The sequence below is a fragment of the Pseudoalteromonas sp. BZA4 genome (assembly GCF_040104395.1).
Taxonomy (GTDB): Bacteria; Pseudomonadota; Gammaproteobacteria; order Enterobacterales; family Alteromonadaceae; genus Pseudoalteromonas.
Window position 1 is genome coordinate 52,812 of sequence record NZ_JBECOT010000016.1, and the last position, 26,676, is coordinate 79,487.

At 41.8% G+C, this 26,676-nt stretch carries 26 protein-coding genes; 9 read left to right on the forward strand and 17 right to left on the reverse strand.

Annotation, left to right across the window (positions count from 1 at the left end; translation table 11 throughout):
* Positions 1 to 6: 6 nt before the first annotated feature.
* The gene (gene rlmD / locus ABMY41_RS09080) at positions 7 to 1,332 is read right to left on the reverse strand and encodes a 23S rRNA (uracil(1939)-C(5))-methyltransferase RlmD (RefSeq protein WP_349274539.1); all 1,326 of its coding nucleotides are present in this window, start codon (positions 1,330 to 1,332) and stop codon (positions 7 to 9) included.
* An 80-nt stretch (positions 1,333 to 1,412) separates the two neighbouring features.
* On the opposite strand from rlmD, the gene barA reads away from it, so the two are divergent.
* Positions 1,413 to 4,181 (forward strand): two-component sensor histidine kinase BarA, encoded by a 2,769-nt coding sequence (barA, locus tag ABMY41_RS09085; RefSeq protein ID WP_058586457.1) that lies wholly within the window; start codon positions 1,413 to 1,415, stop codon positions 4,179 to 4,181.
* A gap of 170 nt (positions 4,182 to 4,351) precedes the next feature.
* On the forward strand, positions 4,352 to 4,600 hold the full coding sequence (locus ABMY41_RS09090; RefSeq protein ID WP_349274540.1) for a hypothetical protein: 249 nt from the start codon (positions 4,352 to 4,354) through the stop codon (positions 4,598 to 4,600).
* 68 nt (positions 4,601 to 4,668) lie between these two features.
* Here ABMY41_RS09090 and pdxJ read toward each other — a convergent pair whose 3' ends face one another.
* The 10 genes from pdxJ to rpoE form a co-directional block, all read right to left on the reverse strand.
* Positions 4,669 to 5,400, reverse strand: coding sequence for a pyridoxine 5'-phosphate synthase (gene pdxJ / locus ABMY41_RS09095; protein WP_054554340.1), 732 nt, complete (start codon positions 5,398 to 5,400; stop codon positions 4,669 to 4,671).
* Positions 5,401 to 5,443: 43 nt separating this feature from the next.
* A complete protein-coding gene (gene recO / locus ABMY41_RS09100; protein ID WP_217874763.1) occupies positions 5,444 to 6,130 on the reverse strand; it encodes a DNA repair protein RecO in 687 nt (228 codons plus the stop codon).
* A gap of 17 nt (positions 6,131 to 6,147) precedes the next feature.
* Entirely contained in the window at positions 6,148 to 7,080 is a 933-nt protein-coding gene (gene era / locus ABMY41_RS09105) for a GTPase Era (RefSeq protein ID WP_054554338.1), read from the reverse strand.
* Positions 7,070 to 7,747, reverse strand: a complete 678-nt coding sequence (gene rnc, locus ABMY41_RS09110; RefSeq protein ID WP_054554337.1) for a ribonuclease III — start codon at positions 7,745 to 7,747, stop codon at positions 7,070 to 7,072. The genes era and rnc overlap by 11 nt, the downstream gene beginning before the upstream one ends.
* Positions 7,748 to 7,749: 2 nt before the next feature.
* Positions 7,750 to 8,685, reverse strand: a complete 936-nt coding sequence (gene lepB, locus ABMY41_RS09115) for a signal peptidase I (protein ID WP_175079984.1) — start codon at positions 8,683 to 8,685, stop codon at positions 7,750 to 7,752.
* Between the two features lie 26 nt (positions 8,686 to 8,711).
* The gene (lepA, locus tag ABMY41_RS09120) at positions 8,712 to 10,499 is read right to left on the reverse strand and encodes a translation elongation factor 4 (RefSeq protein ID WP_175079985.1); all 1,788 of its coding nucleotides are present in this window, start codon (positions 10,497 to 10,499) and stop codon (positions 8,712 to 8,714) included.
* A 70-nt stretch (positions 10,500 to 10,569) separates the two neighbouring features.
* Positions 10,570 to 11,019 carry a SoxR reducing system RseC family protein gene (locus ABMY41_RS09125; protein ID WP_054554334.1) on the reverse strand — a complete coding sequence of 150 codons (450 nt, stop codon included), beginning with the start codon at positions 11,017 to 11,019 and terminating at the stop codon, positions 10,570 to 10,572.
* Positions 11,020 to 11,022: 3 nt separating this feature from the next.
* Entirely contained in the window at positions 11,023 to 11,976 is a 954-nt protein-coding gene (locus tag ABMY41_RS09130) for a MucB/RseB C-terminal domain-containing protein (RefSeq protein ID WP_054562253.1), read from the reverse strand.
* Between the two features lie 4 nt (positions 11,977 to 11,980).
* Positions 11,981 to 12,607 carry an RseA family anti-sigma factor gene (locus tag ABMY41_RS09135; RefSeq protein WP_054562254.1) on the reverse strand — a complete coding sequence of 209 codons (627 nt, stop codon included), beginning with the start codon at positions 12,605 to 12,607 and terminating at the stop codon, positions 11,981 to 11,983.
* Between the two features lies 1 nt (position 12,608).
* Positions 12,609 to 13,190 carry an RNA polymerase sigma factor RpoE gene (gene rpoE / locus ABMY41_RS09140; protein ID WP_036969086.1) on the reverse strand — a complete coding sequence of 194 codons (582 nt, stop codon included), beginning with the start codon at positions 13,188 to 13,190 and terminating at the stop codon, positions 12,609 to 12,611.
* A 393-nt stretch (positions 13,191 to 13,583) separates the two neighbouring features.
* Here rpoE and nadB point away from each other — a divergent pair, with 393 nt between their 5' ends.
* A complete protein-coding gene (gene nadB, locus ABMY41_RS09145; RefSeq protein ID WP_054554331.1) occupies positions 13,584 to 15,206 on the forward strand; it encodes an L-aspartate oxidase in 1,623 nt (540 codons plus the stop codon).
* A gap of 374 nt (positions 15,207 to 15,580) precedes the next feature.
* On the opposite strand, the gene ABMY41_RS09150 is transcribed toward nadB, so the two are convergent.
* Positions 15,581 to 15,832, reverse strand: a complete 252-nt coding sequence (locus ABMY41_RS09150; RefSeq protein WP_054562257.1) for a succinate dehydrogenase assembly factor 2 — start codon at positions 15,830 to 15,832, stop codon at positions 15,581 to 15,583.
* A 120-nt stretch (positions 15,833 to 15,952) separates the two neighbouring features.
* On the opposite strand from ABMY41_RS09150, the gene ygfZ reads away from it, so the two are divergent.
* Both ygfZ and ABMY41_RS09160 read left to right on the forward strand, forming a co-directional pair.
* Entirely contained in the window at positions 15,953 to 16,864 is a 912-nt protein-coding gene (gene ygfZ / locus ABMY41_RS09155; protein ID WP_349274541.1) for a tRNA-modifying protein YgfZ, read from the forward strand.
* 12 nt (positions 16,865 to 16,876) lie between these two features.
* On the forward strand, positions 16,877 to 17,362 hold the full coding sequence (locus ABMY41_RS09160; protein ID WP_054554327.1) for a peptidylprolyl isomerase: 486 nt from the start codon (positions 16,877 to 16,879) through the stop codon (positions 17,360 to 17,362).
* A 37-nt stretch (positions 17,363 to 17,399) separates the two neighbouring features.
* Here the strand turns inward: ABMY41_RS09160 and ABMY41_RS09165 are convergent, their stop codons facing one another.
* The 5 genes from ABMY41_RS09165 to ABMY41_RS09185 form a co-directional block, all read right to left on the reverse strand.
* Positions 17,400 to 17,870 carry a hypothetical protein gene (locus tag ABMY41_RS09165; RefSeq protein WP_175079988.1) on the reverse strand — a complete coding sequence of 157 codons (471 nt, stop codon included), beginning with the start codon at positions 17,868 to 17,870 and terminating at the stop codon, positions 17,400 to 17,402.
* Positions 17,871 to 17,884: 14 nt separating this feature from the next.
* A complete protein-coding gene (locus tag ABMY41_RS09170) occupies positions 17,885 to 18,694 on the reverse strand; it encodes a DUF481 domain-containing protein (protein WP_054554383.1) in 810 nt (269 codons plus the stop codon).
* Positions 18,695 to 18,738: 44 nt separating this feature from the next.
* Positions 18,739 to 19,059, reverse strand: coding sequence for an HI1450 family dsDNA-mimic protein (locus ABMY41_RS09175; protein WP_054554325.1), 321 nt, complete (start codon positions 19,057 to 19,059; stop codon positions 18,739 to 18,741).
* Positions 19,060 to 19,177: 118 nt separating this feature from the next.
* A complete protein-coding gene (locus tag ABMY41_RS09180; RefSeq protein ID WP_175082313.1) occupies positions 19,178 to 22,291 on the reverse strand; it encodes a multidrug efflux RND transporter permease subunit in 3,114 nt (1,037 codons plus the stop codon).
* Positions 22,292 to 22,300: 9 nt separating this feature from the next.
* Positions 22,301 to 23,503, reverse strand: a complete 1,203-nt coding sequence (locus ABMY41_RS09185; protein WP_254907675.1) for an efflux RND transporter periplasmic adaptor subunit — start codon at positions 23,501 to 23,503, stop codon at positions 22,301 to 22,303.
* A gap of 257 nt (positions 23,504 to 23,760) precedes the next feature.
* On the opposite strand from ABMY41_RS09185, the gene ABMY41_RS09190 reads away from it, so the two are divergent.
* The 4 genes from ABMY41_RS09190 to ABMY41_RS09205 all read left to right on the forward strand — a co-directional run bounded on the left by ABMY41_RS09190 (position 23,761) and on the right by ABMY41_RS09205 (position 26,548).
* Positions 23,761 to 24,552: a crotonase/enoyl-CoA hydratase family protein gene (locus ABMY41_RS09190; protein ID WP_349274542.1), complete on the forward strand. Its 792-nt coding sequence runs from the start codon at positions 23,761 to 23,763 to the stop codon at positions 24,550 to 24,552.
* A gap of 69 nt (positions 24,553 to 24,621) precedes the next feature.
* Complete coding sequence (locus ABMY41_RS09195; protein WP_175079990.1) at positions 24,622 to 24,975, forward strand: CidA/LrgA family protein; 354 nt, start codon at positions 24,622 to 24,624, stop codon at positions 24,973 to 24,975.
* The gene (locus ABMY41_RS09200; protein ID WP_130166600.1) at positions 24,965 to 25,675 is read left to right on the forward strand and encodes an LrgB family protein; all 711 of its coding nucleotides are present in this window, start codon (positions 24,965 to 24,967) and stop codon (positions 25,673 to 25,675) included. Before ABMY41_RS09195 ends, ABMY41_RS09200 begins: the two co-directional genes overlap by 11 nt.
* A 33-nt stretch (positions 25,676 to 25,708) precedes the next feature.
* Entirely contained in the window at positions 25,709 to 26,548 is an 840-nt protein-coding gene (locus ABMY41_RS09205) for a mechanosensitive ion channel family protein (RefSeq protein ID WP_349274543.1), read from the forward strand.
* The last annotated feature ends 128 nt before the right edge of the window (positions 26,549 to 26,676 follow it).

The following is a 26,676-nucleotide window of genomic DNA, read 5'->3' on the forward strand; positions in this document are numbered from 1 at the left end:
TGCGCTTTACCTCCTGTGAAATAACGCCATCGTTTCAATATGCCCAGTATGCGGGAACATATTCATAAGCCCAATTTTTTCAATGCTAAAGCCTGCTTGTAAAATAATTGCACTGTCACGGGCTAAAGTAACAGGATCACAAGAGACGTATAAAATCGTTTTAAATTGAGTAAGTGGTAACTGCTCTAAAATAGCCATTGCGCCAGTACGTGATGGATCAAGAACTAACACGTCAAGTTCGGCACTAAACCAAGCAGCTGATTGCATTGATTTTGTTAAATCAAAACAATAAAAATCGGTATTCGACAATGAGTTAGTTTGCGCATTTTGTTTTGCTAATGCAACCGCAGAATCGACCCCTTCAACACCAATAACATATTTAGCATACTTTGCAATCAATAATGAAAAGTTACCAACACCACAAAATAAATCCAATACCTGTTCATGACCTTGTAAATCAAGCCACTGTCTTGCTTGATGTAGCATAGCTTGGTTAACTTGTGGGTTAACTTGAATAAAGTTTTCAAGGCCAAACTCAAAGCGTAAATCATAAGCTGGTATCTGGTAGTACGGCATTGGATGGTCACTGTGATCAATTTCACCACTTTGTGATTGCCACACAACACGCCAGCTATATTCATCACACGCCGCTACGACTATGGCTTTTAACTCTGCATTAATAGCTTTGGTATGCCTAATAACCACAAAGGCCGCATTATCAGCTTCACATAATTGTAAGTGACTAATACTACTCAGACCTGAATGGCTGTTGATAAGAACATCAAAAACTGAAAAAACGTCTTTAAAAGTGCTGCTCAGCACATCACAGCTTTCAATACTCACCAATTGTTTAGAGCCTTGAGCTCGATATCCTACGCGCATTTTCTTTGCGGCTTTGTCATGCATTACAGCAATACGCGCAGAGCGACGGTAATGGCGCTCTTCACTAAGCAGAGGTGCTTGCCAATTTAAGTCATCAGCTTTGGCAAACTTGCTAAACAGCTGGCTCACCGCAGCTTGCTTCTCAACCAATTGTTGCTCTGCATTAAGGTGCTGTAGCTGGCAACCACCACAAACCTGATAATGCTGACAAAAAGGAGTAACCCTATGCGCTGAGGCTGATAGTACTTTTTTACAATCAGCACTGGCAAAACGTGCCTTATCTTCAATCAATAACGCTTTTACTTCTTCACCCGGCAAAGCACCATTAACAAAACAGACTTTATTTCCCTGCTTAGCAACGCCTCGCCCTTGGTGATCCATAGCAGTGACATTGAGGGTTAGCATTTTTTGCGAAACGGATTTCTTTTTGGCTTTGAAAATCTGTGCCATCGGGCAACACCTTAATTATTGATAAAGCGGGAGTAAGTATATACTCTTAAACAACGATAATAATGATAACAACATTCTTTATGACTAAATTTGGCTTACGTGACTCAGTCTTAACCCTTACACTTATACCGACTGTGATCATAGGCTTGTTGCTGGGCGGTTATTTTACAATAAATCGTTACATTGAGCTCGATGAAATTTTGTATCAACAGGGCGTGACTATTATTGAGCCCCTCGCCATTGCTGTTGAGCAACCATTAATAAAGCGTGATAAAGCCTTATTAACTCGCTTAGTTAGTCATACACATAACAAACACTCCCCTGCTATCCAATCAATTGCTATTTTTGATGAAAACAATGAGTTAGTGATTTTTAGTAAATACCAAAGTGAATTCAAAGAAATTGTTAGCAGCAATGCAAACAGCATGGATGGCATTCAAGTACAAAATTCTGAGCACTATTTAACATTTTCTACTGCCATAATTAATCATAGCCGCCAAGACATGATTTGGAATCATCACAGCTACCAAGCATCGCTAGGCACTGTGGTGATCATGCTCAACAAACAACAAGCCATTATTGGCCAGCAACGGGCATTATTAGTCAGTGGCGTGGTAATTTTACTCGCGCTCATACTTGCCACCGTATTAGCGTTTAGATTAACTCGCATGTTTATTCAGCCTCTTAATAAGTTAGTACTAGCTACCGACAAACTCATTGAAGGCAAAGTAGACACAGGGCTTGATCAAAAAATGTTTGGCGAATTTGAGCTATTACGCACAGGTTTAAATACCATTTCAGAAACTATGGTTGTGCAACGTGATGAGATGCAAAAGCACATTGACCAAGCAACCTCTGATTACCGCGAAACACTCGAACAATACGAAACCCAAAATATTCAGTTAAGTATTGCTAAAAAAGATGCGCAAGATGCGAACCGAGTTAAATCTGACTTCTTAGCTAAAATGAGTCACGAATTACGTACGCCTTTAAATGGTGTAATTGGTTTTACGCGCCAGCTTTACAAAACCCCGCTGAATAAGCATCAAAAAGATTATCTAGATACCATTGAACTGTCGGCCAATAGCTTACTTACAATTATCAGTGATATTTTAGACTTTTCGAAATTAGAAGCCGGTGCCATGGAACTTGAGTCAATGCAATTCCAGCTCCGTGACAATATTAATGAAGTTATGACCCTGTTGGCACCAAGTGCCCACGAAAAGCAACTTGAGCTTTCAATATTTATCCATCCGCAAGTGCCAGACAACCTAACTGGCGACCCGACCCGCTTTAAACAAATTTTGATAAACCTATTAAGTAATGCCATTAAATTTACTGAAAAAGGCTCAATCAAGGTTGATGTTGGCTACCGCTTATTAGATGAAGAGCGCGCCTCTATTTTGGTGTCTGTCACCGACACCGGTGTGGGTATCCCTATGGATAAACAAGATGCGTTGTTTACACCATTTGGCCAAGCAGACTCGAGTATCACCCGTAAATTTGGTGGCACAGGTCTTGGGTTAATCATCACTAAACATATTGTTGAAGCGATGAATGGCCGTATTACCCTAAACTCAGCACCTGGTAATGGTACCTGCTTTACGTTCAATGCCGTATTCAGAACGCCAAGTAACTCAATTACCAGTGACTTACCAACACAATCACTGATCAATAAACGTATTTTGTATCTTGAGCCTCATGAGCATACCCATCAAGCAACGTTATCGCTACTGCATGAATGGCAAACTCGCGTAACCGCCTGCATGGATGAAGAAAGCTTCTTAAATGAGATCAACAAAGACTTCAGCTACGATATTTGTATTATTGGCCATACCGCTACTATTGACGATATGCAGCAACTTAAGAGTTATGTAAAAGCAGTGCGTCCTGTCACTGATTATTTATACATAATGCTTAATACGGTTTCGCATAATATGCGTGAAGCCTTTGTTGGTAGCGGCGCAGATGCTTGCTTAAGTAAACCGCTTAACCACCGTAAATTATGTGAGGTACTTGCTGCGCCTTACCGTCTTGACCACCCAGTGCATAACATTGAGCAAGGTGATGAAAAATTATTACCACTTAAAGTACTGGTTGTTGACGATAACGATGCTAACCTAAAACTAATTTGCACCTTGCTTGAAGAACAAATTGAGCTAATAGATACCGCACATAATGGCTCACAAGCTTACAGCTTAAGTAAAAGCCATAAATATGACTTGATCTTTATGGACATCCAAATGCCAATTATGGATGGTATTACCGCATGTAAACTTATTCGCGAGTCATCTCTTAATGAAGATACCCCTATCATTGCAGTGACTGCTCACGCCCTCGCAGGTGAAAAAGAGCAACTGCTTAAAGATGGCTTTAAAGGTTACTTAACTAAGCCTATTGATGAGGACATGCTAAAACAAATAATTAGCGATCATAGCCCGCAATCGCCGATTAATCGTGAACGTAGTAAAACTGCCGCAGTTGACTCAGAACCTCCATTTGAAAGTGCCCGCCTCGATTGGCAACTGGCACTTCAACGCGCAGGCGGAAAAGAAGAGCTAGCGCTTGAAATGCTCAATATGTTGTTACTCAGCGTGCCTGAAACCTTGCGCCTACTCAATGAAGCTATAGAAAAAGAAGATTGTGAACATGTACTTAGCATAGTACACAAGTTCCATGGCGCATGTTGTTACACAGGCGTACCAAAACTAAAATCACTTGCCGAAACACTCGAGACTGCACTAAAAGGCGATTGCGATTTAAATTATATTGAGCCTGAATTATTTGAGCTTGTTGATGAGCTGAATAATTTGTTAAGTGATGCAGGTATGGTTGAGCAACAACGATAAAAGTTAGAAAGTTAGAAAGTTAGAAAGTTAGAAAGTTAGAAAGTTAGAAAGTTAGAAAGTTAGAAAGTTAGAAAGAATATCAAGGAAGATTAATGTTTTTTATTTTATTTTTGTTTTTTACATCATTATCGTTCTTTTGGTTCATACTCAGTTCTAAAAAGCTTAGTGGGATGGCAAACGATTACGTAAAGATCAATTACACAGAGCAGTGGCAAGAATACGAAAGTAAAGCCCGTTTGATGAAGGCCAAACCTGACTCAATGGTTATTCATTCAATCAAGAAAGGTGAACTGTCGGCAATAGATGATGATGTTTTAAAAAGCTTTAAGAAAAAGTATCAATATTTAGTCGCCCTACTCTGCCTTTCGCCTTGGCTATCTTCATTACTTGCACAATTTATTGTTTATCTGAGTAAATAAAAACGCGATGGATATTATATCCACCGCGTTCAGTATTCAAATTTGCTGGCTCTTATTAAGGACGTCAGTTAAAGTCTTGCTTCAATCATTAAACGTTTCATATCGCTGACTGCTTTTTCTAAACCATCAATCGCTGCACGGGCAATAATCGCATGGCCAATGTTTAACTCATAAATTTCTGGCATTGCCGCAATGGGTTTTACATTATGATAATGAAGACCATGGCCGGCATTAACGATTAAACCTAAGCTATCAGCATATTGTACGCCGCTACGTATACGCTCAAGCTCAGTGTGAAGCTCTTCGTCATTTTCAGCATCAGCATAAGCACCTGTGTGAATTTCAACGTATGGAGCATTACACGCTTTTGCAGCGTCAAGTTGTGCGTTGTCGGCATCAATGAATAACGAAACCTTAATTCCCGCAGCTGTTAGCTTTTCTGTTGCTGCTTTTACTTTTTCAAAATTACCCACAACATCTAGGCCGCCCTCAGTGGTGAGCTCTTCACGTTTTTCAGGCACTAAACAAACATAAGCAGGTTTCACTTCAAGGGCGATGTCGATCATTTCATCGGTGACTGCAATCTCAAGATTCATACGTGTTTGAATCGTTTTTGCCATCACATATACGTCGCGGTCTTGAATGTGACGACGGTCTTCACGCAAATGAATGGTGATACCATCTGCACCAGCATGCTCTGCAACAGCTGCAGCATGCGCAGGATCTGGGTAACTCGTGCCACGCGCTTGGCGTAAAGTGGCAATGTGATCAACGTTTACACCAAGAAGAATATCTTTCATTTTTTTACCTGTTTAATACAACGATTCAAGGCTGAACATCAGCCTACTTAATAAATAACTCACGGCTTTTTAATGGCTTTTTACCAAGTAAAGGCTTGAGTAGGTATCGACTTAATTGCTTTGCCATATATAACACATCAGGGGCGCTAAAGTCATGAGCTGCTATGGCATTTAATTGCTTTCCTGAAAAGCCACTATGGGGGTCGTCATGCAGTAAAAAACCGTATTCAGCAAAATACTGGTAATTTGCTGCATCGTTAATTTCATCACCTTCGGCATCAACACTAAAATCAACGCCATAACCCAGCATCTCAAGTAACTGAAACTCATAAGAGCGCAGCACAGCTTGTAGGTTTTTAGTGGTTGATAATTCGTCTAGATGCTGCTTATAAAGATGATAAACACTTTCCATCGGCTCACTAATAGGTACGATACGATTGGTTAATTCGTTCATATAGAAGCCGCAATAAAGCTCGGTACCCTGCAACATAGTTTGCCGGCCATGGGGTTCAAAACGATTAATGTATTTTAAATCAGACTTGCCGCTATATTGTACGAGCAGAGATTGGAAAGGTTGTAATTGTGCTTTGTGTTTAGTGGCCTGGCGACCACTAACACGGGCCAGCATTCTCAGTTGACCTACGCCTTCTACCAGCATATCGAGCATGACTTGCGAGTCGCTAAATGGACGTCGGTGCAGCAAGTATGCTGTGTAGAATTCGCTATCCATGGCGTGTAAGACTTTACTTAGTCTTCACCATAGCCAAGGCTACGTAGCGCACGCTCATCGTCAGCCCAGCCAGACTTCACTTTTACCCAAAGTTCTAAAAACACTTTGTTATCAAGCATATCTTCAAGGTCTTTACGAGCTTCACGGCCAATCACTTTGAGCTTTTCGCCTTTATTGCCGATCACCATACGCTTTTGTGTTTCACGCTCAACGAGGATCAAACCATTAATTTGCCAGACACCGTTTTCTTGCCATTTAAACTGCTCGATCTCAACGGTGACCGAATATGGTAGCTCATCACCCATAAAGCGCATCAGCTTTTCACGGATCACTTCAGCTGCCATAAAGCGCATTGAACGGTCTGTTACGTAGTCTTCAGGGAAGTAAAACTCACAAAGCGGTAAACGCTTTTTCACTTCATCTTTGATTAAATCAATATTTTTACCCTGCTTCGCAGAGACCGGCATAATAGCCACAAAATCAAATTTACCACCTAAAAACTGCATGTGCGGAAGCACTAAATCACGGTCTTTAACTTGGTCAATTTTATTCATCACTAATAATACTGGACGACCACTCTGACGTACTTTATTTAGTACCATCTCATCGTCTTCGTTCCAGTGTGTGCCTTCAACCACAAAGATGATAAGTTCCACATCGCCAATTGAGCTTGATGCAGCACGGTTCATTAAACGGTTAATAGCGCGTTTTTCTTCGACGTGTAAGCCTGGTGTATCAACATAAACAGCTTGGTATTTACCTTCGGTATGAATACCCATGATACGGTGGCGTGTGGTTTGTGGCTTACGTGAGGTAATAGACACCTTTTGCTCAACAATATAGTTAAGTAAGGTTGATTTACCTACATTTGGGCGGCCAACAATGGCAACCATACCGCAGTGCGTATCTAGCTCTGCAGGTTCTTTGCTAATTAAATCATCAAGATTCATTTTTAAGTATCTTTAAGGCTTTTTCAGCGGCTTTTTGCTCAGCTTTACGACGTGAGCTACCTACTGAGATAATGCTATCCATCCCTTCAACAATACATTCAACCGTGAATGTTTGATTGTGCGCTTGGCCTTTTGTATCAATTACAGTGTAGCCAGGTAACGATAATTTGCGCGCTTGTAAGTATTCTTGAAGTAATGTTTTCGGATCTTTTTGATTTAAGCCCGGCGAAATTGCGTCAAGACGCGACTCGTACCAACTTAAAATTAACTCACCACATTGTTCAATGTTTGAGTCTAAGAACACTGCACCAATAATCGCCTCTACGGCATCAGCAAGGGTTGATTCACGGCGAAAACCACCGCTTTTAAGCTCACCCGGACCTAAGCGTAAGTAATCGCCTAAGCCAAACTCTAGGCCAAACTCAGCCAACGTTTGACCACGAACTAGGGTCGAACGCATGCGGCTTAAATCACCTTCGCGTGCTTTTGGAAATTTAGTGTAAAGTGCATTCGCAATCACAAAGCTCAAAATCGAATCACCTAAAAACTCTAAGCGCTCGTTATGTTGGCCTTTATGACTGCGGTGCGTCATTGCCTGCTCAAGCAAAGCTTGATCAGTAAATGTATAACCTATTTTGTTGTATAACTCTGTTACGTTTTTTTTCATCGTTACTGAATATTACCTAGGCGTTCAAAACGAACACCAGTTGGAACCCAGCCTGGTAAAAAGTCATCTGGGCCATTCTCAAATTCAAAACTCATCCATATAAAGACGGCTTTACCTACCAAGTTTTCTTTAGGTACAAAGCCCCAAAAGCGACTGTCTTGGCTATTATCACGGTTATCACCCATCATGAAATAATGATCGGCAGGAACAACCCACTCGTCTGAGCGTGTACCTGGTTGTTGATAATAACGGCCTTTCATTTCAGGAGCTTGCGGGTTAATTAAAATATTATGATTCACTGTGCTTAGGTTTTCTTCTAAGCGCACTAAATTCATCGAACCCTGCTTGAACTCGTCACTATTGAGGATTTCCATATCAATTTTGTTGTATTCATTACACAGCAAATCACCTTGCTGCGTTTCACCTTCGGCACATTTTGGCTGAATATAAAGGTGCTTATTGCGATATACAATTTTATCGCCCGGTAAACCAATCGTACGTTTAATGTAATCTACGCGCTCGTCTAATGGGTATTTAAATACCACAATATCACCACGTTCAGGTTCATCAACATCAACTAACTGGCTACGCCAAATTGGGTCTTTGATGCCATATGAGTACTTCTGTACCAAAATGAAGTCACCCACTAATAGGGTTGGCATCATTGAACCTGATGGAATTTGAAACGGTTCAAAAATGAAAGAGCGAAAAATAGTGATCGCTGCAATCATCGGGAAGATTGACTTAGCCGTTTCAGTGATGCTTGGCTCAGGCGCAATTAATGCAGCGGTTTCTTCGTCTAATTCGCCACCTGCTGCGTTTTGAGCAAGGGCAATGCGTTGCTGACGTTTTGGCGCAAACATAAAGTGGTCAATTAACCAAATTAATCCTGAGCCTAGCGTTAACAACACTAAGAAAATAGAAAAGTAACCCGCCATGCATTAATTCCTTTATTTACTTCTAATTATTTACCAACTTTAAGGATAGCTAAGAATGCATCTTGAGGTACTTCAACGTTACCTAGTTGCTTCATTCGCTTTTTACCTTCTTTTTGTTTTTGTAGTAGTTTCTTCTTACGACTCACGTCACCACCGTAACATTTCGCGATTACGTTTTTACGTAATTGCTTAACTGTTGTACGGGCAATAACATGCTGACCAATCGCTGCTTGAATCGCAATATCAAACTGCTGACGTGGAATTAAGTCTTTCAGTGCTTCAGCTAACTGACGACCACGTGATTGTGCAATATCGCGGTGTACAATAATCGCTAACGCATCAACACGCTCACCATTAATTAATACGTCAACACGTACCATGTCTGAAGCTTGGAAATGCTTAAAGTTATAATCAAGCGATGCAAAACCACGGCTTGTTGATTTTAACTTATCAAAGAAGTCCATGACTACTTCAGCCATCGGTAATTCGTACGTCACCGCAACTTGCTTACCATGGTAGCTCATTTTAGTTTGTACACCACGCTTTTCAACACAAAGCGTAATTACGTTACCTAAAAATTCTTGCGGAACTAATATGTTAGCTTCAACAATTGGCTCACGGATTTCAAGAATATTATTCACCGGCGGTAAGTCAGACGGGTTATCTATCTGTTTAGTTCCGTCTTTAGTCTCTACTTCGTAGATTACTGTTGGCGCAGTGGTAATGAGATCAATGTCGTATTCACGCTCAAGACGCTCTTGAATGATTTCCATGTGTAGCATACCTAAGAAGCCACAACGGAAACCAAAGCCTAGTGCTGTTGAGTTTTCTGGCTCGAAGAATAACGACGCATCGTTCAAGCTTAATTTATCAAGCGCATCACGGAATGACTCATAGTCATCTGATGAAATTGGGAACATACCTGCATAAACCTGCGGTTTAATGCGCTGGAAGCCCGGTAAACGCTCTGGCGCAGAGTTACGTTGTAAAGTGATGGTATCACCTACAGGTGCACCATGGATTTCTTTAATACCCGCAATAACAAAGCCTACTTCACCGGTTTTTAAGATACCCGTGTTGGTTTGTTTTGGTGTGAAAATACCCACTTTATCAGCAATATGAACTTGATCATTCGACATGATCTTAATTTTATCGCCCGCGCGCAATTCACCATGCTTAATACGTACTAATGATACAACGCCTTGGTATGGGTCAAACCATGAGTCAATGATAAGCGCCTGTAGTGGTTCATCTTTGTCACCTTCTGGTGGCGGAATATCTTTAACAATGATTTCTAGTACTTCTTCAATACCAATACCAGTTTTAGCACTACATTGCACAGCATCTAGGGCATCGATACCAATGATGTCTTCAATTTCTTCTGCTACACGAAGTGGATCGGCTTGTGGTAAGTCGATTTTATTTAGAACTGGAATAACTTCTAAGTCCATTTCGATTGCTGTGTAGCAGTTAGCTAAAGTTTGAGCTTCTACACCTTGACCCGCATCAACAACTAAAAGCGCACCTTCACAGGCTGCAAGTGAACGCGATACTTCGTATGTGAAGTCAACGTGTCCTGGCGTGTCGATAAAGTTTAACTGATATGTTTCGCCGTCTTTAGCTTTATAATTTAGCGTTACACTTTGCGCTTTGATGGTAATACCACGCTCACGCTCAATGTCCATTGAGTCTAACACCTGCTGCTGCATTTCACGGTCTGTTAAACCACCACAAACTTGGATAAGACGGTCAGAGAGAGTCGATTTACCATGGTCAATATGGGCGATGATCGAAAAATTACGGATATGCTTCATAAACTGGATTCTAAACTTCTATATAAAATGGACTAAGTGTATAAAGCGACAATTTTACATTTAATTGGCTTTAATCACCATCTATTTGAGTGAAAGGAATAGTAATTGGGTGAATTTTTATTACTTTAATATCATGCTTAAGGCTCTTAACCCTTGATTTTGCTATCGCATAGCCCGTTAAGCCACCAATCACGGCGGCTAAAATTTGCCAGCCTTCTGCAAGTGAAAAAGCCGAAAATGCGATTAAAGCAAACCCTAAACTAAACAAAAGGGGTAGCATGTAAACAGCCATAGCATGTTTAACTAAGTGGCTATCATCAAGTGCTAAAGTTACTTTTTGCCCGACTTGGAGCTCTTTTTCGAAGGTATAAGGAAAGGTTTTTTTAGCTGTTCCAAACAACTTTGCAAAAACTTGCGAACCACAACGACCATTACAGCCGGCACAGGCTTGCTTTTGTTCTGCTTCTAAATTCGCTGTCGTGCCTTTAACCGACACGACAGTGAGTGTTTGTTCAATCATGATTTAAAGAGGTCGCGCTACCGACTCAGCTATAGCTTTGGCTGTCATAGCAGGAATATTACCAACAACCGATACATCAAAGCTACCACCATTGTGCACATACACAGTCGTTGCACCTGAGGTTAAAGCGCCGCTTGCGCGCTTACCCGGTAAAGGTCTTTGAATAAAAACAGACACTTCAACAAACCCATCTGAATATAAATAATAGTCAGCAAGTTCATTATTTAAATCAAGTTTATGACGATCTGACTTTAATAGCTTAAAGCCATCTGGCAACCAACCAATTTTCCAATCATTCGCTGCGCTGTCTTCATTATTGGCTAAATCGTTAGTCGCAAGTACTGCTGGAAAATCACGATTTTGCATTTCAACTAACATAGGAGCAGGCTGCTCTGTTACGCTGATATGAGTTAACTGTAACTGCTCAAGCATCTCACCTTTGTGATTCACATAGGCAGATTTAAGTAACAACGAAGACTCAGTATCTAACCAAATCCAATAGTTATATTTGTATTCATCTTTTGACTCGATACGCACTAACTGTGCTGAGCGCCCTGCAATACGTCCTTTTCCGCCAAGCACAAAATCATAGTGAGCGCTTAGTCGGTTAATATCTTTAAAAAGTACTTCAGGGATTGGCCCGGCAATAGAGTCTGTTTTAACTGAATAAGGCTCTGAATGAGGCTCAAAATAGGTCACTTGATCGTCAACGCGCACCATTTCTAGACCAGCGCCGTTGAGTAAACTTAGGTGCTCAAGTTCAATATCACCTTGTTTTGCATGTAACCAGCGATAAGGTTCCATAGCTTGGCCTTTTACAACCACAAATGATGCGTCAAAGTTGCGAGTATGAACGGCCGTAGCCATATCATTTAATAAAGTCTTGGCGGGATTTTCGTCGCTGGCAATGGCTGGAGCCGTTAATACCAGCGACAAAATAAAAGTAAAAACTTTCATTTAATTAGTTTTTTTCCTCGTCTGCATTTTCTGCAGTTTGCGATTTTTCTAGCGAATATGCAACACGTGCTTGACGTTGGTGCTCAAGAACTAATGCGCCAATACGCTGCTGTTGTAACTCACGTAAACCTTGCTCTGCATTTTCTAATGCAGGCTGCTCAGATGAGTAACTTACAGGAGAAGCCATACCTGTTAATGGTACTGTTTGTAATGTTGGAATGTCACTTTGCGGAGACTCGGTGTTTTGTGGCAATGTTTGTACGCCCACAATCGCAAACATAGCAACACTAGCAGCAATGGCCACTTGTGCAAATGGACGACGCCAATTAAATGCTACCACGTTATCAGTGCCTGTTGCCGCCACGATCTCTTCGCTTTTTGGTGCCGTTGTTTTATTCGCGAAATCTGCGTAAACAGGTTCTTGCTCAAGTGATTCTGCCACTGCATCTGCAATGTCAAAATTAAAAGCGTTGTTATTTGCCTCAGCACGCATTACATCACCAATCATTGCGTAACGACCAAATGTAGACACATCGTCGTTTGTGATCGCTTGATCAGTTAACTGCTGCTCGCCGTCAAGTAACGCGGACAACTGCTCATTATCCAACTTGTTAACGTCTGCTTTTGTCATACTAAGACTCACCTATTAATGGATTCAATTTATTATCAATCGCCTCACGGGCACGGAAAATACGTGAACGTACCGTTCCCACAGGGCAATCCATAACCACGGCTATTTCTTCATAGCTCATACCTTCAATTTCACGAAGGGTAATCGCGGTTTTTAGATCTTCAGGCAAACTATCAATCGTATTAAAAATTACAGCACGTACTTCGTCACTTAATAACAGGTTTTCTGGCGATGCGTTTGAACGCATTGCATCTGCACTGTCATAAAATTCTGCTTCTTCGGCATCAACATCGTTAGCTGGGGGTTTACGACCCTGCGCAACTAAGTAATTTTTAGCACAATTTACGGCGATACGGTACAACCAAGTATAAAAAGCGCTATCACCTCTAAAGTTAGGTAAAGCACGGTAAGCTTTAATAAAAGCTTCTTGTGCGACATCAGCAACATCACCTTGATTCGATACATAACGTGAAATCAAACCTGCAATTTTATTCTGATATTTTCTAACTAATAGGTTGAAGGCGTTTTTATCTCCTTGCTGGACCCTTTTAACTAGCGCTAAATCCAAATCCTGCTCGCTCATTCGAGCCGGTACTCCTCTGGTTGATTCTTGCTTGCTATTCATATACTCGCCATTGTTTACACAAACTCTGACTGCACCATGAATATAAAAGTTCAGTTTAAAATGATTTTTTTATAAAATAGCTCGCAAATAAATTGAGTCATACCAATCTTATTACACGACAACCTCAATAACTGCTTAAAAATCAACGGTTATCTAAATTGAATTCACAATTAAAAACAGCTAACAATAAACTGTTTATGTGACGATAAAACTAATAAGATTGGTATAACGTATTAAAATGACTAATAGTGTTAAAGCAAATATGGTACATATACGTATACCACATAAAAATTTATTTGCTCAAACTTTTGGCACTACTAGCCGAGCATTGTAACCGCAAAGACCACAGACATGAACCAAAATAAACATCACATTACTGATGTCGCTATCATTGGCAGCGGCGCCGCTGGCCTTTCTCTTGCTTTATCGCTTGCTAATCACTGTAAGGTGACAGTACTTAGTAAAGGTGCATTAACTGAAGGTTCTACCTTATATGCTCAAGGTGGTATTGCAGCAGTATTTGATAAAAAGAATGACAGTATTGAATCTCATGTTGAAGACACTCTAGATGCAGGCGGCGGATTATGTGACCGTGATGCGGTTCACTACACAGCGAGCAATGCAAAAAAATGTTTAAAGTGGCTAATTGAGCAAGGTGTGCCTTTTGATATGGAATTCGATTCAAAAGGTAAAGAGCGTTTTCATTTAACTCGCGAAGGTGGTCATAGTCATCGTCGTATTTTACATGCCGCCGATGCAACTGGCCGAGCAGTGCAAACCACCTTAATTAGCCAAGTACAAGCACACCCTAACATCACCCTGTTAGAAAATTACAATGCCATTGATTTAATCACAGATAAAAGCTTAGCTAAAAAAGGCAAGCATGTTCACGGCTTGTACGTCTGGAATTGTGTAGATAAAAAAGTTGAAACTATCGCAGCTAAGTTCGTATCACTGGCAACAGGCGGCGCAAGTAAAGTGTACTTATATACTTCTAACCCTGATGTATCGAGTGGTGATGGTATCGCAATGGCATGGCGTGCAGGGTGCCGTGTTGCCAATATGGAGTTTAACCAATTCCACCCAACAAGTTTGTACCACCCAGAGCTGCAAAACTTTTTGATCACCGAAGCAATGCGCGGTGAAGGTGCTTATTTAAAACGCCCTGATGGCACTCGCTTTATGAAAGACTTTGATGAGCGCGAAGAACTTGCCCCTCGCGATATTGTTGCTCGCGCTATCGATTTTGAAATGAAACGCCTTGGTGCGAACTGTGTGTACCTTGATATTAGTCACAAAGACAAAGATTTTATCATTGAGCACTTCCCAACTATCTACGCTAAATGTTTAAGTGTTGGCCTAGACATTACCAAAGAAGCCATTCCAGTGGTGCCTGCTGCACACTATACCTGTGGCGGTGTTATGACCGACTTTAATGGCCGTACAGATTTAGATAACTTATACGCTGTTGGCGAAGTGGCTTACACTGGTTTACATGGCGCTAATCGTATGGCGAGTAATTCGTTACTCGAATGTATCGTGTTTGCCCATGCTGCCGCGAAAGATATTCTAAGCAAAATCGATGCAAGCCCTGCCCTTGAAGCCTTACCACTTTGGGATGAAAGTCGCGTAACTAACTCAGACGAAGAAATAGTTATTACCCACAACTGGCATGAGCTAAGGTTATTTATGTGGGATTATGTGGGCATCGTACGCTCAACAAAACGTTTAGAACGTGCGCTTCACCGCGTAGAATTACTGCAGCAAGAAATTCACGACTATTACGCAAACTTTAGGGTTACAAATAACTTATTAGAACTTCGAAACCTAGTGCAGGTTGCAGAGCTTATTATTCGCAGCGCCCTTGAGCGTAAAGAAAGCCGTGGTCTTCATTACACAATTGATTACCCTGAGCAAAACGAAAATCCAACGCCGACAATTTTAACTCCTAAGTCGGTTGCTGCACTGCAATAATTGCACGCTTTAAGCGCGAGAAACTTTCTTCATCAACACTGGTTGAGCTTATAATCAGCCAGTGTGATTGATAAAACCCAGCCAACCTCAGCACTACAAAATTAGCAAACACATAACTTTTAGCTGTTATCTGGCCTTGAATTTTAAGTTTGTCGTTAACAAACCTGAGATCTGCTTGCTCTAAAATTATAAAACCCTTTTCAGGCTGTGCTTGTTGGACTTTTTTAAAACTAAGAATGGCTAAGCAAAAGCACGCTAAACAAGCCAAAAGTTGAGCGAAAACATGCTGGTAAACAAAGCATAAAGTGATGGCTGTTAAGCAAAAAAAGACCACAAAGGGTTTGTGGTCTGGGGTGTTATTTGTGACGGTAAATCTATACACGAACTCGGTCTAAAATTAACGCGACCATACCGTTCAGTTCTGGGTCCTTACACTCTTCATGACCCATGAACCAGGCGAATAAATCAGGATCATCGCACTCAAGTAAGCGTTGAAAAACGGCTTGCTGTTCTTTTGATAGTGAGTCAAACGCTTCTTCAACGAATGGCATAAATAAAACATCTAGTTCTAACATACCGCGACGGCATGCCCAACGAATACGTTCTTTACTGTGAATTTCAGTCATTTTAAACCTCGTACTTATTTGTCTGCAGTTTACCAAATTGCTATCGAATAAACAGCTATTTAAATTGCTACCCTAACTAAGTTATCATTAGCGCTCATTCATATCGTAAAGAAGGTTTTTATGTCGACTGTTTACGCATGTCCTTTATCTTATTCACTTATCAGCCTAACTGGCAAAGATAAGTTGTCTTACCTTCACGGACAAATTACGCAAGATATCAACAAATTAACTGATGATAACTTCCTTTGGGCTGGCCACTGCAATGCAAAAGGCAAGCTTTGGGGTGTGTTTAGATTGTTTTCATACCTTGATAGCTATTACCTTGCGGGCTCAAAACCTGAGGTAGAGCAATCGCTAGTCGAGTTAAAAAAATATGCGGTATTTTCGCAAGTAGACATTCAGCAATCTGAAAAATCGCTAATTGGCTTACTAGGTGATGACCTAACAGCGACTCTAGAAACCTTAGCAATTAATTTTGACGACGAGCACAGCGCAGTCGATTTTGCTGGCGGTAAAGCGTTAAAGCTTGCAGATAACCGCGTATTGCTGATAGTCAACGACGAATTTAGCTTACCTGATGACATAACAGCCCTTGATGATGACGCGTTATGGCAACAGGCAGCTATTGCCGCTGGCGAGCCGTCATTAAACAGCGACGCTATTGGCGAATACGTACCGCAAATGGTTAACTTGCAAGCGCTTGGTGGTATCAGTTTCAGAAAAGGCTGCTACACAGGGCAAGAAACCGTCGCCCGTATGAAATACCTAGGCAAAAATAAACGTGCTATGTATATAGTTTCGGGCAAAGCTGAAGGCTTACTTGATGAGCTTGAGCTCGAAACACAACTGGGCGAAAACTGGCGCCGTGCTGGCAAGCTTATTAGCCAAAGTTTTAATCAACAAACGCAAACCTTAATGGGTCTGGTTGTGCTTCCTAACGACAATGAAGCAGGCCAAATTTTGCGAGCAAAACACCTCCCTCAGGTAGAGTTATCTATTCAAGCTCTGCCTTACTCTCTCGAAGATGAATAAATAGGAATGACTATGATCGTAGCAGCAAACAAAGTGGTAAAAATGCATTATTCAGTATTGGATAATAACAAAAACACCATCGACAACTCTTTCGATGGCGAGCCACTGGTGTTTATCGTTGGCACGGGTTTCTTAATTCCAGGCCTCGAAAATGCGCTATTAGGTAAAGAAGCGGGCGACACATTCAGCGTAACAGTTGAGCCAGAGCAAGGCTATGGTGAGCGTCACGATGACCTAATGCAAGCAGTGCCAAAATCAATGTTTGAAGGTATGGAAATTGAAGTTGGTATGCAGTTCCGCGCTACGACAGACGCTGGCGACCAATCAGTAATGATCATTGAAATTCAAGACGAAGACGTTATTGTAGATGGTAACCACCCTCTTTCAGGTATTACCCTTCATTTTGATGTTGAAGTACTTGAAGTACGCGATGCAACTGAAGAAGAATTAGCACATGGTCATGTGCACGGTGAAGGTGGTTGTGGTCACAGCCACTAAACCATTACTATAAAAAAAAGCGCCATTGGCGCTTTTTTTATATCTGTTCAGCTGCTTTCTGTGCATCCAGTGCTGGCTCTGGTTCAGCAATATGCTCTCTAAGCGCAGCAAGTAAGCCTTCTTGGTCATTGGTTCCTAAGCGATAGTGCGTGCCATCTTTCATTGCCAATTCTACAGCACTAAATCCAGATACACTGTAAACCCAGCCATCATGCGTGATACGCAGACCAATACCATGTCGAAATGAATTACTTACCGCTCGAACAGATTCAATCTCATCAAAAGTCACTGTTTTACCAAATACCCCCGGACCAAATGCCCAGCTTACTGTTTTATCGCTCACCTTAATCGTTAAGCCATGAAACAAAAAGGCCACCAGCACTAAGATAGCGCTAAACACCATAAGAGGAATATCTGCACCAATTAAGTTCCAAGCTAAGGCAATGAAGGCGCCAATCCAGCCTAAGATAACAAAAATAAAAATAGCGTACTGTTTATGTTGATACATTCTGAAGTATTCTCTTAAAAGCTATAAACAAAGGTTGCACTCAGCTCAGAATCGTACTTGAGCTTATCTTCCTCTGGTTTTGAGTTATAGCGATACATGTAAGTAAATTTGAGTGATACATCACCCATAATTTTGCTGATCAGGGATGTTTCTGACTTTAAACGCGAGTTTAACCCTGACAATGATTGTTCATAACTGACATCTTGATTAAAGCGAGTACGAGCAGAGACTGTACGCTCCCACTGCAGCGCTAAACGAAGCAGGTAACCTGTTTTTGTTTCATCTTCTTCTGTTGCAGTCTCTTGATCAGCCACCGAGCGGTATAAACCCGGCCCCACATCGATATCGACTTTATTCTTGCTGCCTTGGTAAATGCGGTTACCGTAACCCGTCGCTATGGTGCTCTTAAACTCAAGACCACTAAACTTATCTCGCTCGTAGTCACCATAAATGAAAAATGACTCATTTTTCACGTTTAGCTTATAGTTACCTTGGCCCGATACAAAAATACGGTCTGCAGAGACTTCTTCATCACCAGTTTCTTCATTACGGTCACGTTTGTATAAAGTATCGAGCTTAAATTGGTTACGCCACTTTTCGAAATCTTGGTATAGGTTACCTTTAAGTTTGAAGCTGGTTGAGTTGGTATTGCCACGGCTTACCATAAAACCAAACTCCATATCTCCGTACAGCAACTCGCCTTTATGAATTTTATGGATTTCTTCTTCTGATAATTGCCCGTACTCATGAAAGTCTTCAAACGGATCAACAGCAAAAGCCTGCCAACTGCAAACTAGCAGGGCGGGCAAAATAATTCGTTTTATTGAATTAAAACAACTAAAAGTAGAGTCAAACATCGGCTGGAGAGTTATTCGCTATCTTTCCAAAGAATGTGGCAAAACGGTGCATCTTTGTCTCGGCTAATTAAAATTTTCGCAAACAAGATATCTTGATTGTCGAATTCAAGTCCTACTAAGACTTGTACAAACAGCTCAGGTTCAATTTCTAGTGCAACAAAATCTTGCCACTGCTCGTCAGGCTCACCTTCTTCAATAAAGCCAAGCTCTTCTCTGTGCTCGTTAAAATCAGCAATATCTTGCTCGCTTAAATTATCAGGTGCTAACTCTAAAAAGATATCATAAGCCTGATGAGTTACTTCTTCTTCACTGTATAAGCGTGGACCAGCCATTCCTTAAACCTCTGCACATGTGTATCGCTTTGAATCTGGCTATGATAACAAACCTCTTTTGAGTTTTACCAAAAAAAAAGCCAGGTTGCCCTGACTTTTTTGTAATTAATAACAGATTTTACTCAGCACTTGCTGTGCCTTTTATTTTTTCGCGCATTGATTGCACGAGCGTATAAAATAGCGGAACAAGTAAGGTGCCAAAAATGGTTGCAGCTAACATCCCGAATAACACGGTAATACCGAGCGATATTCGACTGCCTGCCCCTGCACCACTTGCAAACACCAGCGGTAATACGCCAAGTACAAACGACAGTGCCGTCATCAACACCGCTCTAAAACGTAATCTTGCCGCGTTAAGAGCCGCTTCAAAAATACTTTTGCCTGCAGCGCGTTCTTCCATAGCAAATTCAACAATCAAAATGGCGGTTTTGGTGGACAGGCCAATCAGTAGCACTAAACCAACCTGTGCATAGATGTTGTTTTCCATGCCAATCACATACAGCGCAAGCATGGCACCAAATAATGCCAGCGGCACCGCTGCAATGACCGAAAACGGAATTGTCCAACTTTCGTATTGCGCAACCAAGAATAGATACACAAATACTACCGCTAAGCCAAACAAGATTGGCGCAGTGTTACCCGCTTCAATCTCTTGTTTAGACTGCCCAGCCCACTCATACACATAGCCTGTAGGTAATTGCTCGGCCAACTCTTGCATTGCTTTAATGGCATCACCACTAGCATACCCCGCCGCAGGTTGTCCGCTAATGCTTGCACTTCGGTATAAATTAAAGTGCGTTAAGCTTGTAGGACCCAGAATTGGCTCAAGTTTAGCTAATGTAGTGAGCGGCACCATTGCTCCCTCATCATTACGTACATAGTAGTACTGTAAGTCAGCTGGGTTTTGGCGAAAACGGCTTTCCGCCTGCATGATAACGCGGTAAGTACGGCTAAATTGGTTAAAGTCATTAATGTATAATGAGCCCAGTTGCGCCTGCAAGGTTAAGAAAATATCGCTAAGCGCGACCCCTTGAGCTTTTGCCTTATTACGGTCAATTTCAAGGAAATACTGTGGCACATTCGCTCTAAATGTACTGTAAACATTTGATAGCTCTGGGCGTTGGTTCGCTTCATAAATCAGGCCATTTAATACTTGAGCAAGCTCAGCAGGCTCGCGCCCTTCACTGTCTTGTAACCTAAATTCAAAGCCAGCACTTGTACCAAGTCCAGGTATTGAAGGCGGGTTAAAGGCCATGATTTGCGCATCTGGCATTGCCCAAAACTGCCCCATCAAGCGCGTTAGTACCGCACGTAAACCAAGTTCAGGGCTAGTTCGTTCTTCCCAGTCTTTAAGTACTACGATACCAAGCGCATTATTAGAACCCGCACCACCGAGTAATGAAAAACCAGAAACCGCAATAAAATCGGTTGCCGCTGGTTCATTTTTAACAATATCCCCCAGCTTATGCATTACATCTTGGGTACGACCGCTTGCTGCCGCATCAGGTAATTGCACATCAACAAAAAGAAAGCCTTGGTCTTCTGCTGGTACAAAGCCTGTAGGCACCGTTTTTACCAACCAACCTGCAGCAGCAAAAATAACCACCGCAAACAATGCCATTCTTGCTGTACGTTTGAGGATAAAGTTAATCACTTTACTGTAACCATTGGTTGAACGAGTAATAATGTTCTCAAATGGTGCTAGCCATTTAATCGGCTTCATGGCTTTTTCACTCAACAATAAAGCACACAAAGCAGGACTTAATGTCAGTGCATTTAAAGATGAAATGAGTACTGCAAATGAAATCGTCACCGAGAACTGTTTATAAAGCTCCCCGGTTATTCCCGGCATAAAGCCTACTGGCACAAACACCGCAAGCAATACTAAGGTCGTTGCTACTATTGGCCCAGATACCTGCTCCATCGCTTTGGTAACCGCTTCTTTAATTGGCAGCTTTTCTTCTTTAAGTATTCGTTCAACGTTTTCAATAACGATAATGGCATCATCGACCACAATACCGATTGCGAGCACTAAACCGAACAAGGTGATTAAGTTGATGGAGTAATCCATCATCATCATAAACGCGAAAGTCCCCACCAAGGATACCGGAATAGCCACCGTTGGAATGAGCGTAGCGCGCCAATTTTGTAAGAATAAAAATACCACTAAAATAACCAAGCCAACCGCTTGGACAAGGGTGACGACCACTTCATCAATCGAGCGATTGATGAACTCTGTGGTGTCATAAGGAATTGAGTACTCAACGCCATCAGGTAGCTGTTTAGCAAGCTCAGCCATACGTGCTTTTACATCGTTGGCAACTTGCGTCGCATTCGCTTCTGTTAGCTGATAAATAACAATAAATGCAGTGTCTTGCTGGTTTAACTTTGCTGTTGTGCTGTAGCTTGCTGCACCTAATTCAATTCGGGCAATATCGTGCAGGCGCACAAAGTTACCATCTTTGCTCGAGCGAATAATGGTTTGACCAAACTCTTCAGGGGTTTTTAAACGCCCTTTTGCCTGAATCGAATATTCAAATTGCTGGCTCGGTGCAGAGGGTGCAGCCCCCAGTTTACCTGCTGCTACGATAGTATTTTGTTCTTGCAGCGCAGCTTGAACTTCTGACACAGTTAAACCCAATGATGCCATTCGATCAGGGCGCAACCACAAGCGCATTGAATAGGTTTGTTCACCCATTACCTCAGCTGATGCAACCCCATTAATACGGCCAAGAGGCTCGGTTAAGTAGTTGGTTGCATAGTTGCTTAAAAAAATAGCGTCGATATTTTCTTGATTCGAGTATAAGTTGATACCAAGTAACATCGAGCTCGATTTTTTCTTAACCGACACACCTTGGCGTTTAACCTCTTCAGGTAAGCCTGCTTCAGCAAGTGCCACACGGTTTTGCACATTAACTTGGGCAATATCTGTATCTGTGCCGACTTTAAAATAAACAGTTATGTTGGCCGTGCCGTTATTAGACGATGTTGATTCGATATACATCATATCTTCAACGCCATTAACTTGCTCTTCTATGGGCCGGATCACCGACTCTTCGACAATTTGCGCACTTGCACCTGGGTAACTAGCACTAATTTGAACTTGCGGAGGGGTAATTTGCGGATACATATTCACTGGCAGCAAGGCCATTGAAATTAAACCCGCAATGGTAATAACAATCGAAATTACCAAGGCAAATTTTGGGCGAGATATAAAAGTTTTACTGATCATATCTCACTCCTAAGAGTTAGCTTTGCTAGAAATAGTGCCGGTTGTTTCATCGACATTTTTTTCAACTGCTTTCACTTCAGCGCCTTGGCGTACCTTTTGTAAACCTTCAATAATGACTTTTTCACCGGCCTCTAAGCCTGACTCAACCACCCACATCGCATTAATACGTCGACCCAGCTTAACGATTCGCATCGCCACTTTGTTTTCATCATCAACAACGAGCACAAACTTACCTTGCTGGTTTTCTTGTACCGCTACTTGAGGAATGAGTGCCAAGTCTTGTTTATTGGTGCTTTCAACGATCAAGGTGACAAATAAGCCCGGCATGACAATGCCATCTGGGTTATCAAAAGCGGCTCTTAGCTCAACCGTGCCTGTGTTGCGGTTAATTTTGGTATCAGCAAAATCAAGTACGCCTTTATCAGCGAAGGTCGAATTATTCGGTAAGCGTAAAGTTAAATCAATTGGCACATCACGAGGGTCTTTATCTGACGGTGCTTGATGATTTTGACGATAAGAGATGTAGTCAGCTTCTTCAACTTGAAAGCTCACATAAATTGGATCAACATCGGTCAGCTCCGCAAGCTCATTGGATGATGGCCCAACAATATTCCCCACGTCATAGTTCACTTTACCAATACGCCCTGCAAACGGCGCACGAATTTCGGTATAACTTAGATTGAGTTTTGCTTTTTCAAGTTCAGCTTCTGCGGCTTTAACAGCTGCAGTGGTTTGCTCAAAATTGGTGGTTAGTTTATCGAGGTCTGATTGTGAAATGAAACCTTGCGCAGCCACATCTTTACCACGTTTTAAATCGCGTTCAGCGGCGCCTGCTGCGGCAATTTTACTTTTTAGATCAGCCTCAGCTTCTGACACAGTCGAGCGGTACTCAGATGGGTCAATACGCAGTAAGAGCTGATCTTTTTCAACCGATGAGCCTTCATTAAAGTGGCGTTCAATGAGTTCACCCTCAACACGGGCTCTAATCGCAACCTCTTGGAATGCTTCAGTGCGTGCAACAAATTCTCGGTAATTACCAACTTCTTGTGTGACGACATTAAATACTGATACAGCCGGTGGCGGCGTAGCTTGTTGTTGTGCTTTATCATCTGAACAGCCAACCAATGTGGTTGTTAATGCGACAGAAATTGCAGCAAAAGCCAAAGAACGAGATGATTGTTTTGTTATGCGAGCTGTTTTGCGCATCAGCATATATTTACTCCTTGTAGCGCGACTTAAAGCTAAGTCTAGTCGTGTCATGGGATTTTGCGAAAGTATCTAACTAATCACAAAATCAAACTAGCGATGAACTAGCATCTTTGTTTTAAAAATATACACCAATTTGTAACTAAATATATGACAAGGTTACCCATTTTTGGAAAAATAATAATTCCTTGCGACACATCAGCAATTCTTTACTTAGTTGTAATTAACTCGTAAGCTCTGACAAACAGGTCAGAGGAGTTACCATGATAAAACTAGAAATAAAACAACAAGTCGCATGGGTTAGCCTTGCTCGTCCCGAGAAACAAAATGCACTCAGTTTTGCCATGTTTGTCGAGCTTTCAAACGTAATCAAAAAAATTAAAGGCGATCGCAGCTTACGTGCGGTGGTTATCTCTGGCGAAGGCGAACACTTTTGCTCTGGACTGGATGTTGCTGCGGTGATGAAAAAGCCAAGCAATATCATCAAGCTTTTATTCAAGTGGTTACCAGGAAACCAAAACTTAGCGCAAAAAGTAGTGCTAGGTTGGCAAGACTTAAGTATTCCGGTGATTGCAAAAGTGACCGGGCACTGTTTTGGCGGGGGTATGCAAATCGCACTTGGTGCTGATTACCGCATCGTCGATAAAAACGCTAAATTAGCGATCATGGAAGCGCGTTGGGGCTTATGCCCTGATATGGGGGCTAACGTGGTGCTTGCAGGTTTAATGAAGCGTGACCAAGCACTTTGGTTAGCAAGTCATGCAGGGCCAGTCTCTGCTGAAGATGCTAAGGAGTATGGCTTAGTTACACAACTCACTGATGACGTTGATAAACAAACCGATGCTGTACTAGAAACCCTCATGGCGCGTTCGCCAGATACCTTGGCAGCAATTAAACGAATTACTCAGCAAAGCTACCGTTCACAGCAGCGTAAAATTCTCGCTAAAGAAACCTGGAGTCAAATTCGCTTACTGATGAACCCTAATACTAAAAAGGCGATTGCAAAGGCGAAAGGTGCAGAGGATATTCAATTTAATAATGCCAAATCATGGTAAGCTAAAGTCGCATAGTACAACTGACAAGGGTATGATGTAGTTGTACTTTATTCGCAATTATCCTGACTTATGAAATACCTTATCAGTAGTGTCATTATTCTTACCTGCTTAGCCGTTGCCAAGTTTTTGACGGCTTTGCTTGAAAGCTCTTTCCCTGCCCCATTACTCGGTATGGTGTTATTGCTCGTGCTACTGTTAACGGGCCTCGTAAAAGAACAACATTTAAAACCAACAGCCAGCCCTTTACTTAATTACATGCCGTTGTTCTTCATCCCTGCAGGGGTTGGCATTATTGAGCACCTAGGTTTAATTTCGCAGAACTGGCCTTTATTACTAACTATTTTTATTGTCGTGCCGCTGAGTAGTGTTGTACTCATAGGCGCTGTTATCGCTTATTTTAAGGGCCGCGAAAATGACAGTTAGTTTATGGTGGCTCTGCGTTCCGTGCATTATTGCGCTTTTCTTAGTACTGCGTTTTTTAAACGCGAAAACCCAGCATGCCACAGCCAAAGCGCTTAGTAATCCTGTGTGCTGGGCAATTATATTAACTGCAGCCTTGTTAGTGGCACTAAAGCTCCCCTATGAGCCTTTTGCCGAGCACAGTAAAGTTTTAAGCTGGTTGCTTGAGCCTGCCATTGTGGCATTGGCTTTACCGCTTTATCAGCAATTTATCCATGTAAAAAAGAACCTGCTGCTAATCCTCATAAGTTGTAGCTTAGGGGTGATCAATGCCACCTTGGTCGCCTCGCTAATATGTTATGTTTTTGCAGCCCCTGCACAGTTAAGCGCATCCCTAGCAAGTTTATCTGTAACAACACCCATCACCTTGTTAGTAACAGAGTCACTAGGCGGCATCCCTTCTTTAGCAGCAGCCATGGTGATTTTTATTGGCGTACTTGGGGCTATATTTGGTAATTTGATTTTCTCGCTTATCAATATCCGCAATGCCCAAGCAAAAGGTGTTGCCATTGGTACCGCTTGCCATGCCATTGGCACAGCATCACTGATTAGTGATCAGCCAAAAGCAGGTGCCTTTGCCTCTGTGGCGATGGCATTAAGTGCGCTTCTCAGCGCTATAATAGTGCCGATACTCTATCCTGTTATTCAGCATGTTCTGGTATAGTCAGAATTCGCAGTAACCTTGTTAGGAAAACACATGATTGACTCAGAAATTCAGCAAGTCGAAAAATACTACAATCTGATCATGGAATATTTGGTCACCTACAGTATGCAAATTTTAGGTGCCATCTTAATTCTATTTATTGGTTTATGGATTGCGCAAAAAGTATCGAATATGGTTGCTGGCCTCATGCAGCGTCACAATATCGATATTACCCTCACCAACTTTGTCAGTAATGTCATCAAAGTTTTGCTGATCATTATGTTCTTGGTTATTGCCCTTGGCAAAATTGGTATAAGCGTGACCCCATTTGTTGCTGCCATTGGTGCTGCATCACTCGGTGCTGGTTTAGCAATGCAAGGTATGCTTTCAAACTATGGTGCGGGCCTTGCTATCATTGCAACAAGGCCATTTGTTGTTGGCGATACTATTGAAGTAAAAGGCGTGAGTGGGCAAGTTAAAACTATTGAGCTTGGTCACACAATTCTGATTAACGAAGAAAAAGTCGAAATCACCATTCCTAACAAACATATTGTTGGTGAAATTTTACATAACTCGTTTAGCTATTCATTAGTTAAAGGTGAGATAGACATCGCTTATGATGCCAATGCAGATCTCGCTATTAAGCTTATCGAAAAAGTGTTAGACGAGCATGAACTAGTTAGTGACTCTCCTCATGCACAAGTCGGTATTGAGCGTTTTGCTGAGAGCGGTGTTACCTTGAGCTATCGCTTTTGGGTGCCAACCACCAAAATTATTGAGACCAAATTAGCGGTGAACCGCAATGTATTTAAAGCAATTCAAGGGGCGGATATCGAAATTCCTTTCCCACAACGAATTGTTACCCTCAATCAAACTAACGATAAAGGCGCTTAATAGCTGTCTCTTGATCACAAGTCTGACTCAAGAGATTTAGCTAAATCGTAGCCTTCTAGGATGGCTTGTAATTTAAGCCATCCTTGCCATAACACGCTGACCGATGCACGCCCTGTGCGCTTGGTATC

Excerpts from the sequence above, each read along its gene's own strand:
- recO (WP_217874763.1), bottom strand. The coding sequence starts at position 6,130 with ATGGATAGCGAATTCTACACAGCATACTTGCTGCACCGACGTCCATTT.
- ABMY41_RS09195 (WP_175079990.1), top strand. The coding sequence starts at position 24,622 with ATGAAATACCTTATCAGTAGTGTCATTATTCTTACCTGCTTAGCCGTT.
- nadB (WP_054554331.1), top strand. The coding sequence starts at position 13,584 with ATGAACCAAAATAAACATCACATTACTGATGTCGCTATCATTGGCAGC.
- ABMY41_RS09165 (WP_175079988.1), bottom strand. The coding sequence starts at position 17,870 with ATGTATCAACATAAACAGTACGCTATTTTTATTTTTGTTATCTTAGGC.
- lepB (WP_175079984.1), bottom strand. The coding sequence starts at position 8,685 with ATGGCGGGTTACTTTTCTATTTTCTTAGTGTTGTTAACGCTAGGCTCA.
- barA (WP_058586457.1), top strand. The coding sequence starts at position 1,413 with ATGACTAAATTTGGCTTACGTGACTCAGTCTTAACCCTTACACTTATA.
- rpoE (WP_036969086.1), bottom strand. The coding sequence starts at position 13,190 with ATGAGCGAGCAGGATTTGGATTTAGCGCTAGTTAAAAGGGTCCAGCAA.
- ABMY41_RS09175 (WP_054554325.1), bottom strand. The coding sequence starts at position 19,059 with ATGGCTGGTCCACGCTTATACAGTGAAGAAGAAGTAACTCATCAGGCT.
- ABMY41_RS09130 (WP_054562253.1), bottom strand. The coding sequence starts at position 11,976 with ATGAAAGTTTTTACTTTTATTTTGTCGCTGGTATTAACGGCTCCAGCC.
- era (WP_054554338.1), bottom strand. The coding sequence starts at position 7,080 with ATGAATCTTGATGATTTAATTAGCAAAGAACCTGCAGAGCTAGATACG.
- ABMY41_RS09200 (WP_130166600.1), top strand. The coding sequence starts at position 24,965 with ATGACAGTTAGTTTATGGTGGCTCTGCGTTCCGTGCATTATTGCGCTT.
- ABMY41_RS09190 (WP_349274542.1), top strand. The coding sequence starts at position 23,761 with ATGATAAAACTAGAAATAAAACAACAAGTCGCATGGGTTAGCCTTGCT.
- ABMY41_RS09090 (WP_349274540.1), top strand. The coding sequence starts at position 4,352 with ATGGCAAACGATTACGTAAAGATCAATTACACAGAGCAGTGGCAAGAA.
- lepA (WP_175079985.1), bottom strand. The coding sequence starts at position 10,499 with ATGAAGCATATCCGTAATTTTTCGATCATCGCCCATATTGACCATGGT.
- pdxJ (WP_054554340.1), bottom strand. The coding sequence starts at position 5,400 with ATGAAAGATATTCTTCTTGGTGTAAACGTTGATCACATTGCCACTTTA.
- ABMY41_RS09150 (WP_054562257.1), bottom strand. The coding sequence starts at position 15,832 with ATGACTGAAATTCACAGTAAAGAACGTATTCGTTGGGCATGCCGTCGC.
- ABMY41_RS09180 (WP_175082313.1), bottom strand. The coding sequence starts at position 22,291 with ATGATCAGTAAAACTTTTATATCTCGCCCAAAATTTGCCTTGGTAATT.
- ABMY41_RS09125 (WP_054554334.1), bottom strand. The coding sequence starts at position 11,019 with ATGATTGAACAAACACTCACTGTCGTGTCGGTTAAAGGCACGACAGCG.
- ABMY41_RS09185 (WP_254907675.1), bottom strand. The coding sequence starts at position 23,503 with ATGCTGATGCGCAAAACAGCTCGCATAACAAAACAATCATCTCGTTCT.
- ABMY41_RS09160 (WP_054554327.1), top strand. The coding sequence starts at position 16,877 with ATGATCGTAGCAGCAAACAAAGTGGTAAAAATGCATTATTCAGTATTG.
- ABMY41_RS09205 (WP_349274543.1), top strand. The coding sequence starts at position 25,709 with ATGATTGACTCAGAAATTCAGCAAGTCGAAAAATACTACAATCTGATC.
- ygfZ (WP_349274541.1), top strand. The coding sequence starts at position 15,953 with ATGTCGACTGTTTACGCATGTCCTTTATCTTATTCACTTATCAGCCTA.
- rnc (WP_054554337.1), bottom strand. The coding sequence starts at position 7,747 with ATGAAAAAAAACGTAACAGAGTTATACAACAAAATAGGTTATACATTT.
- ABMY41_RS09135 (WP_054562254.1), bottom strand. The coding sequence starts at position 12,607 with ATGACAAAAGCAGACGTTAACAAGTTGGATAATGAGCAGTTGTCCGCG.
- rlmD (WP_349274539.1), bottom strand. The coding sequence starts at position 1,332 with ATGGCACAGATTTTCAAAGCCAAAAAGAAATCCGTTTCGCAAAAAATG.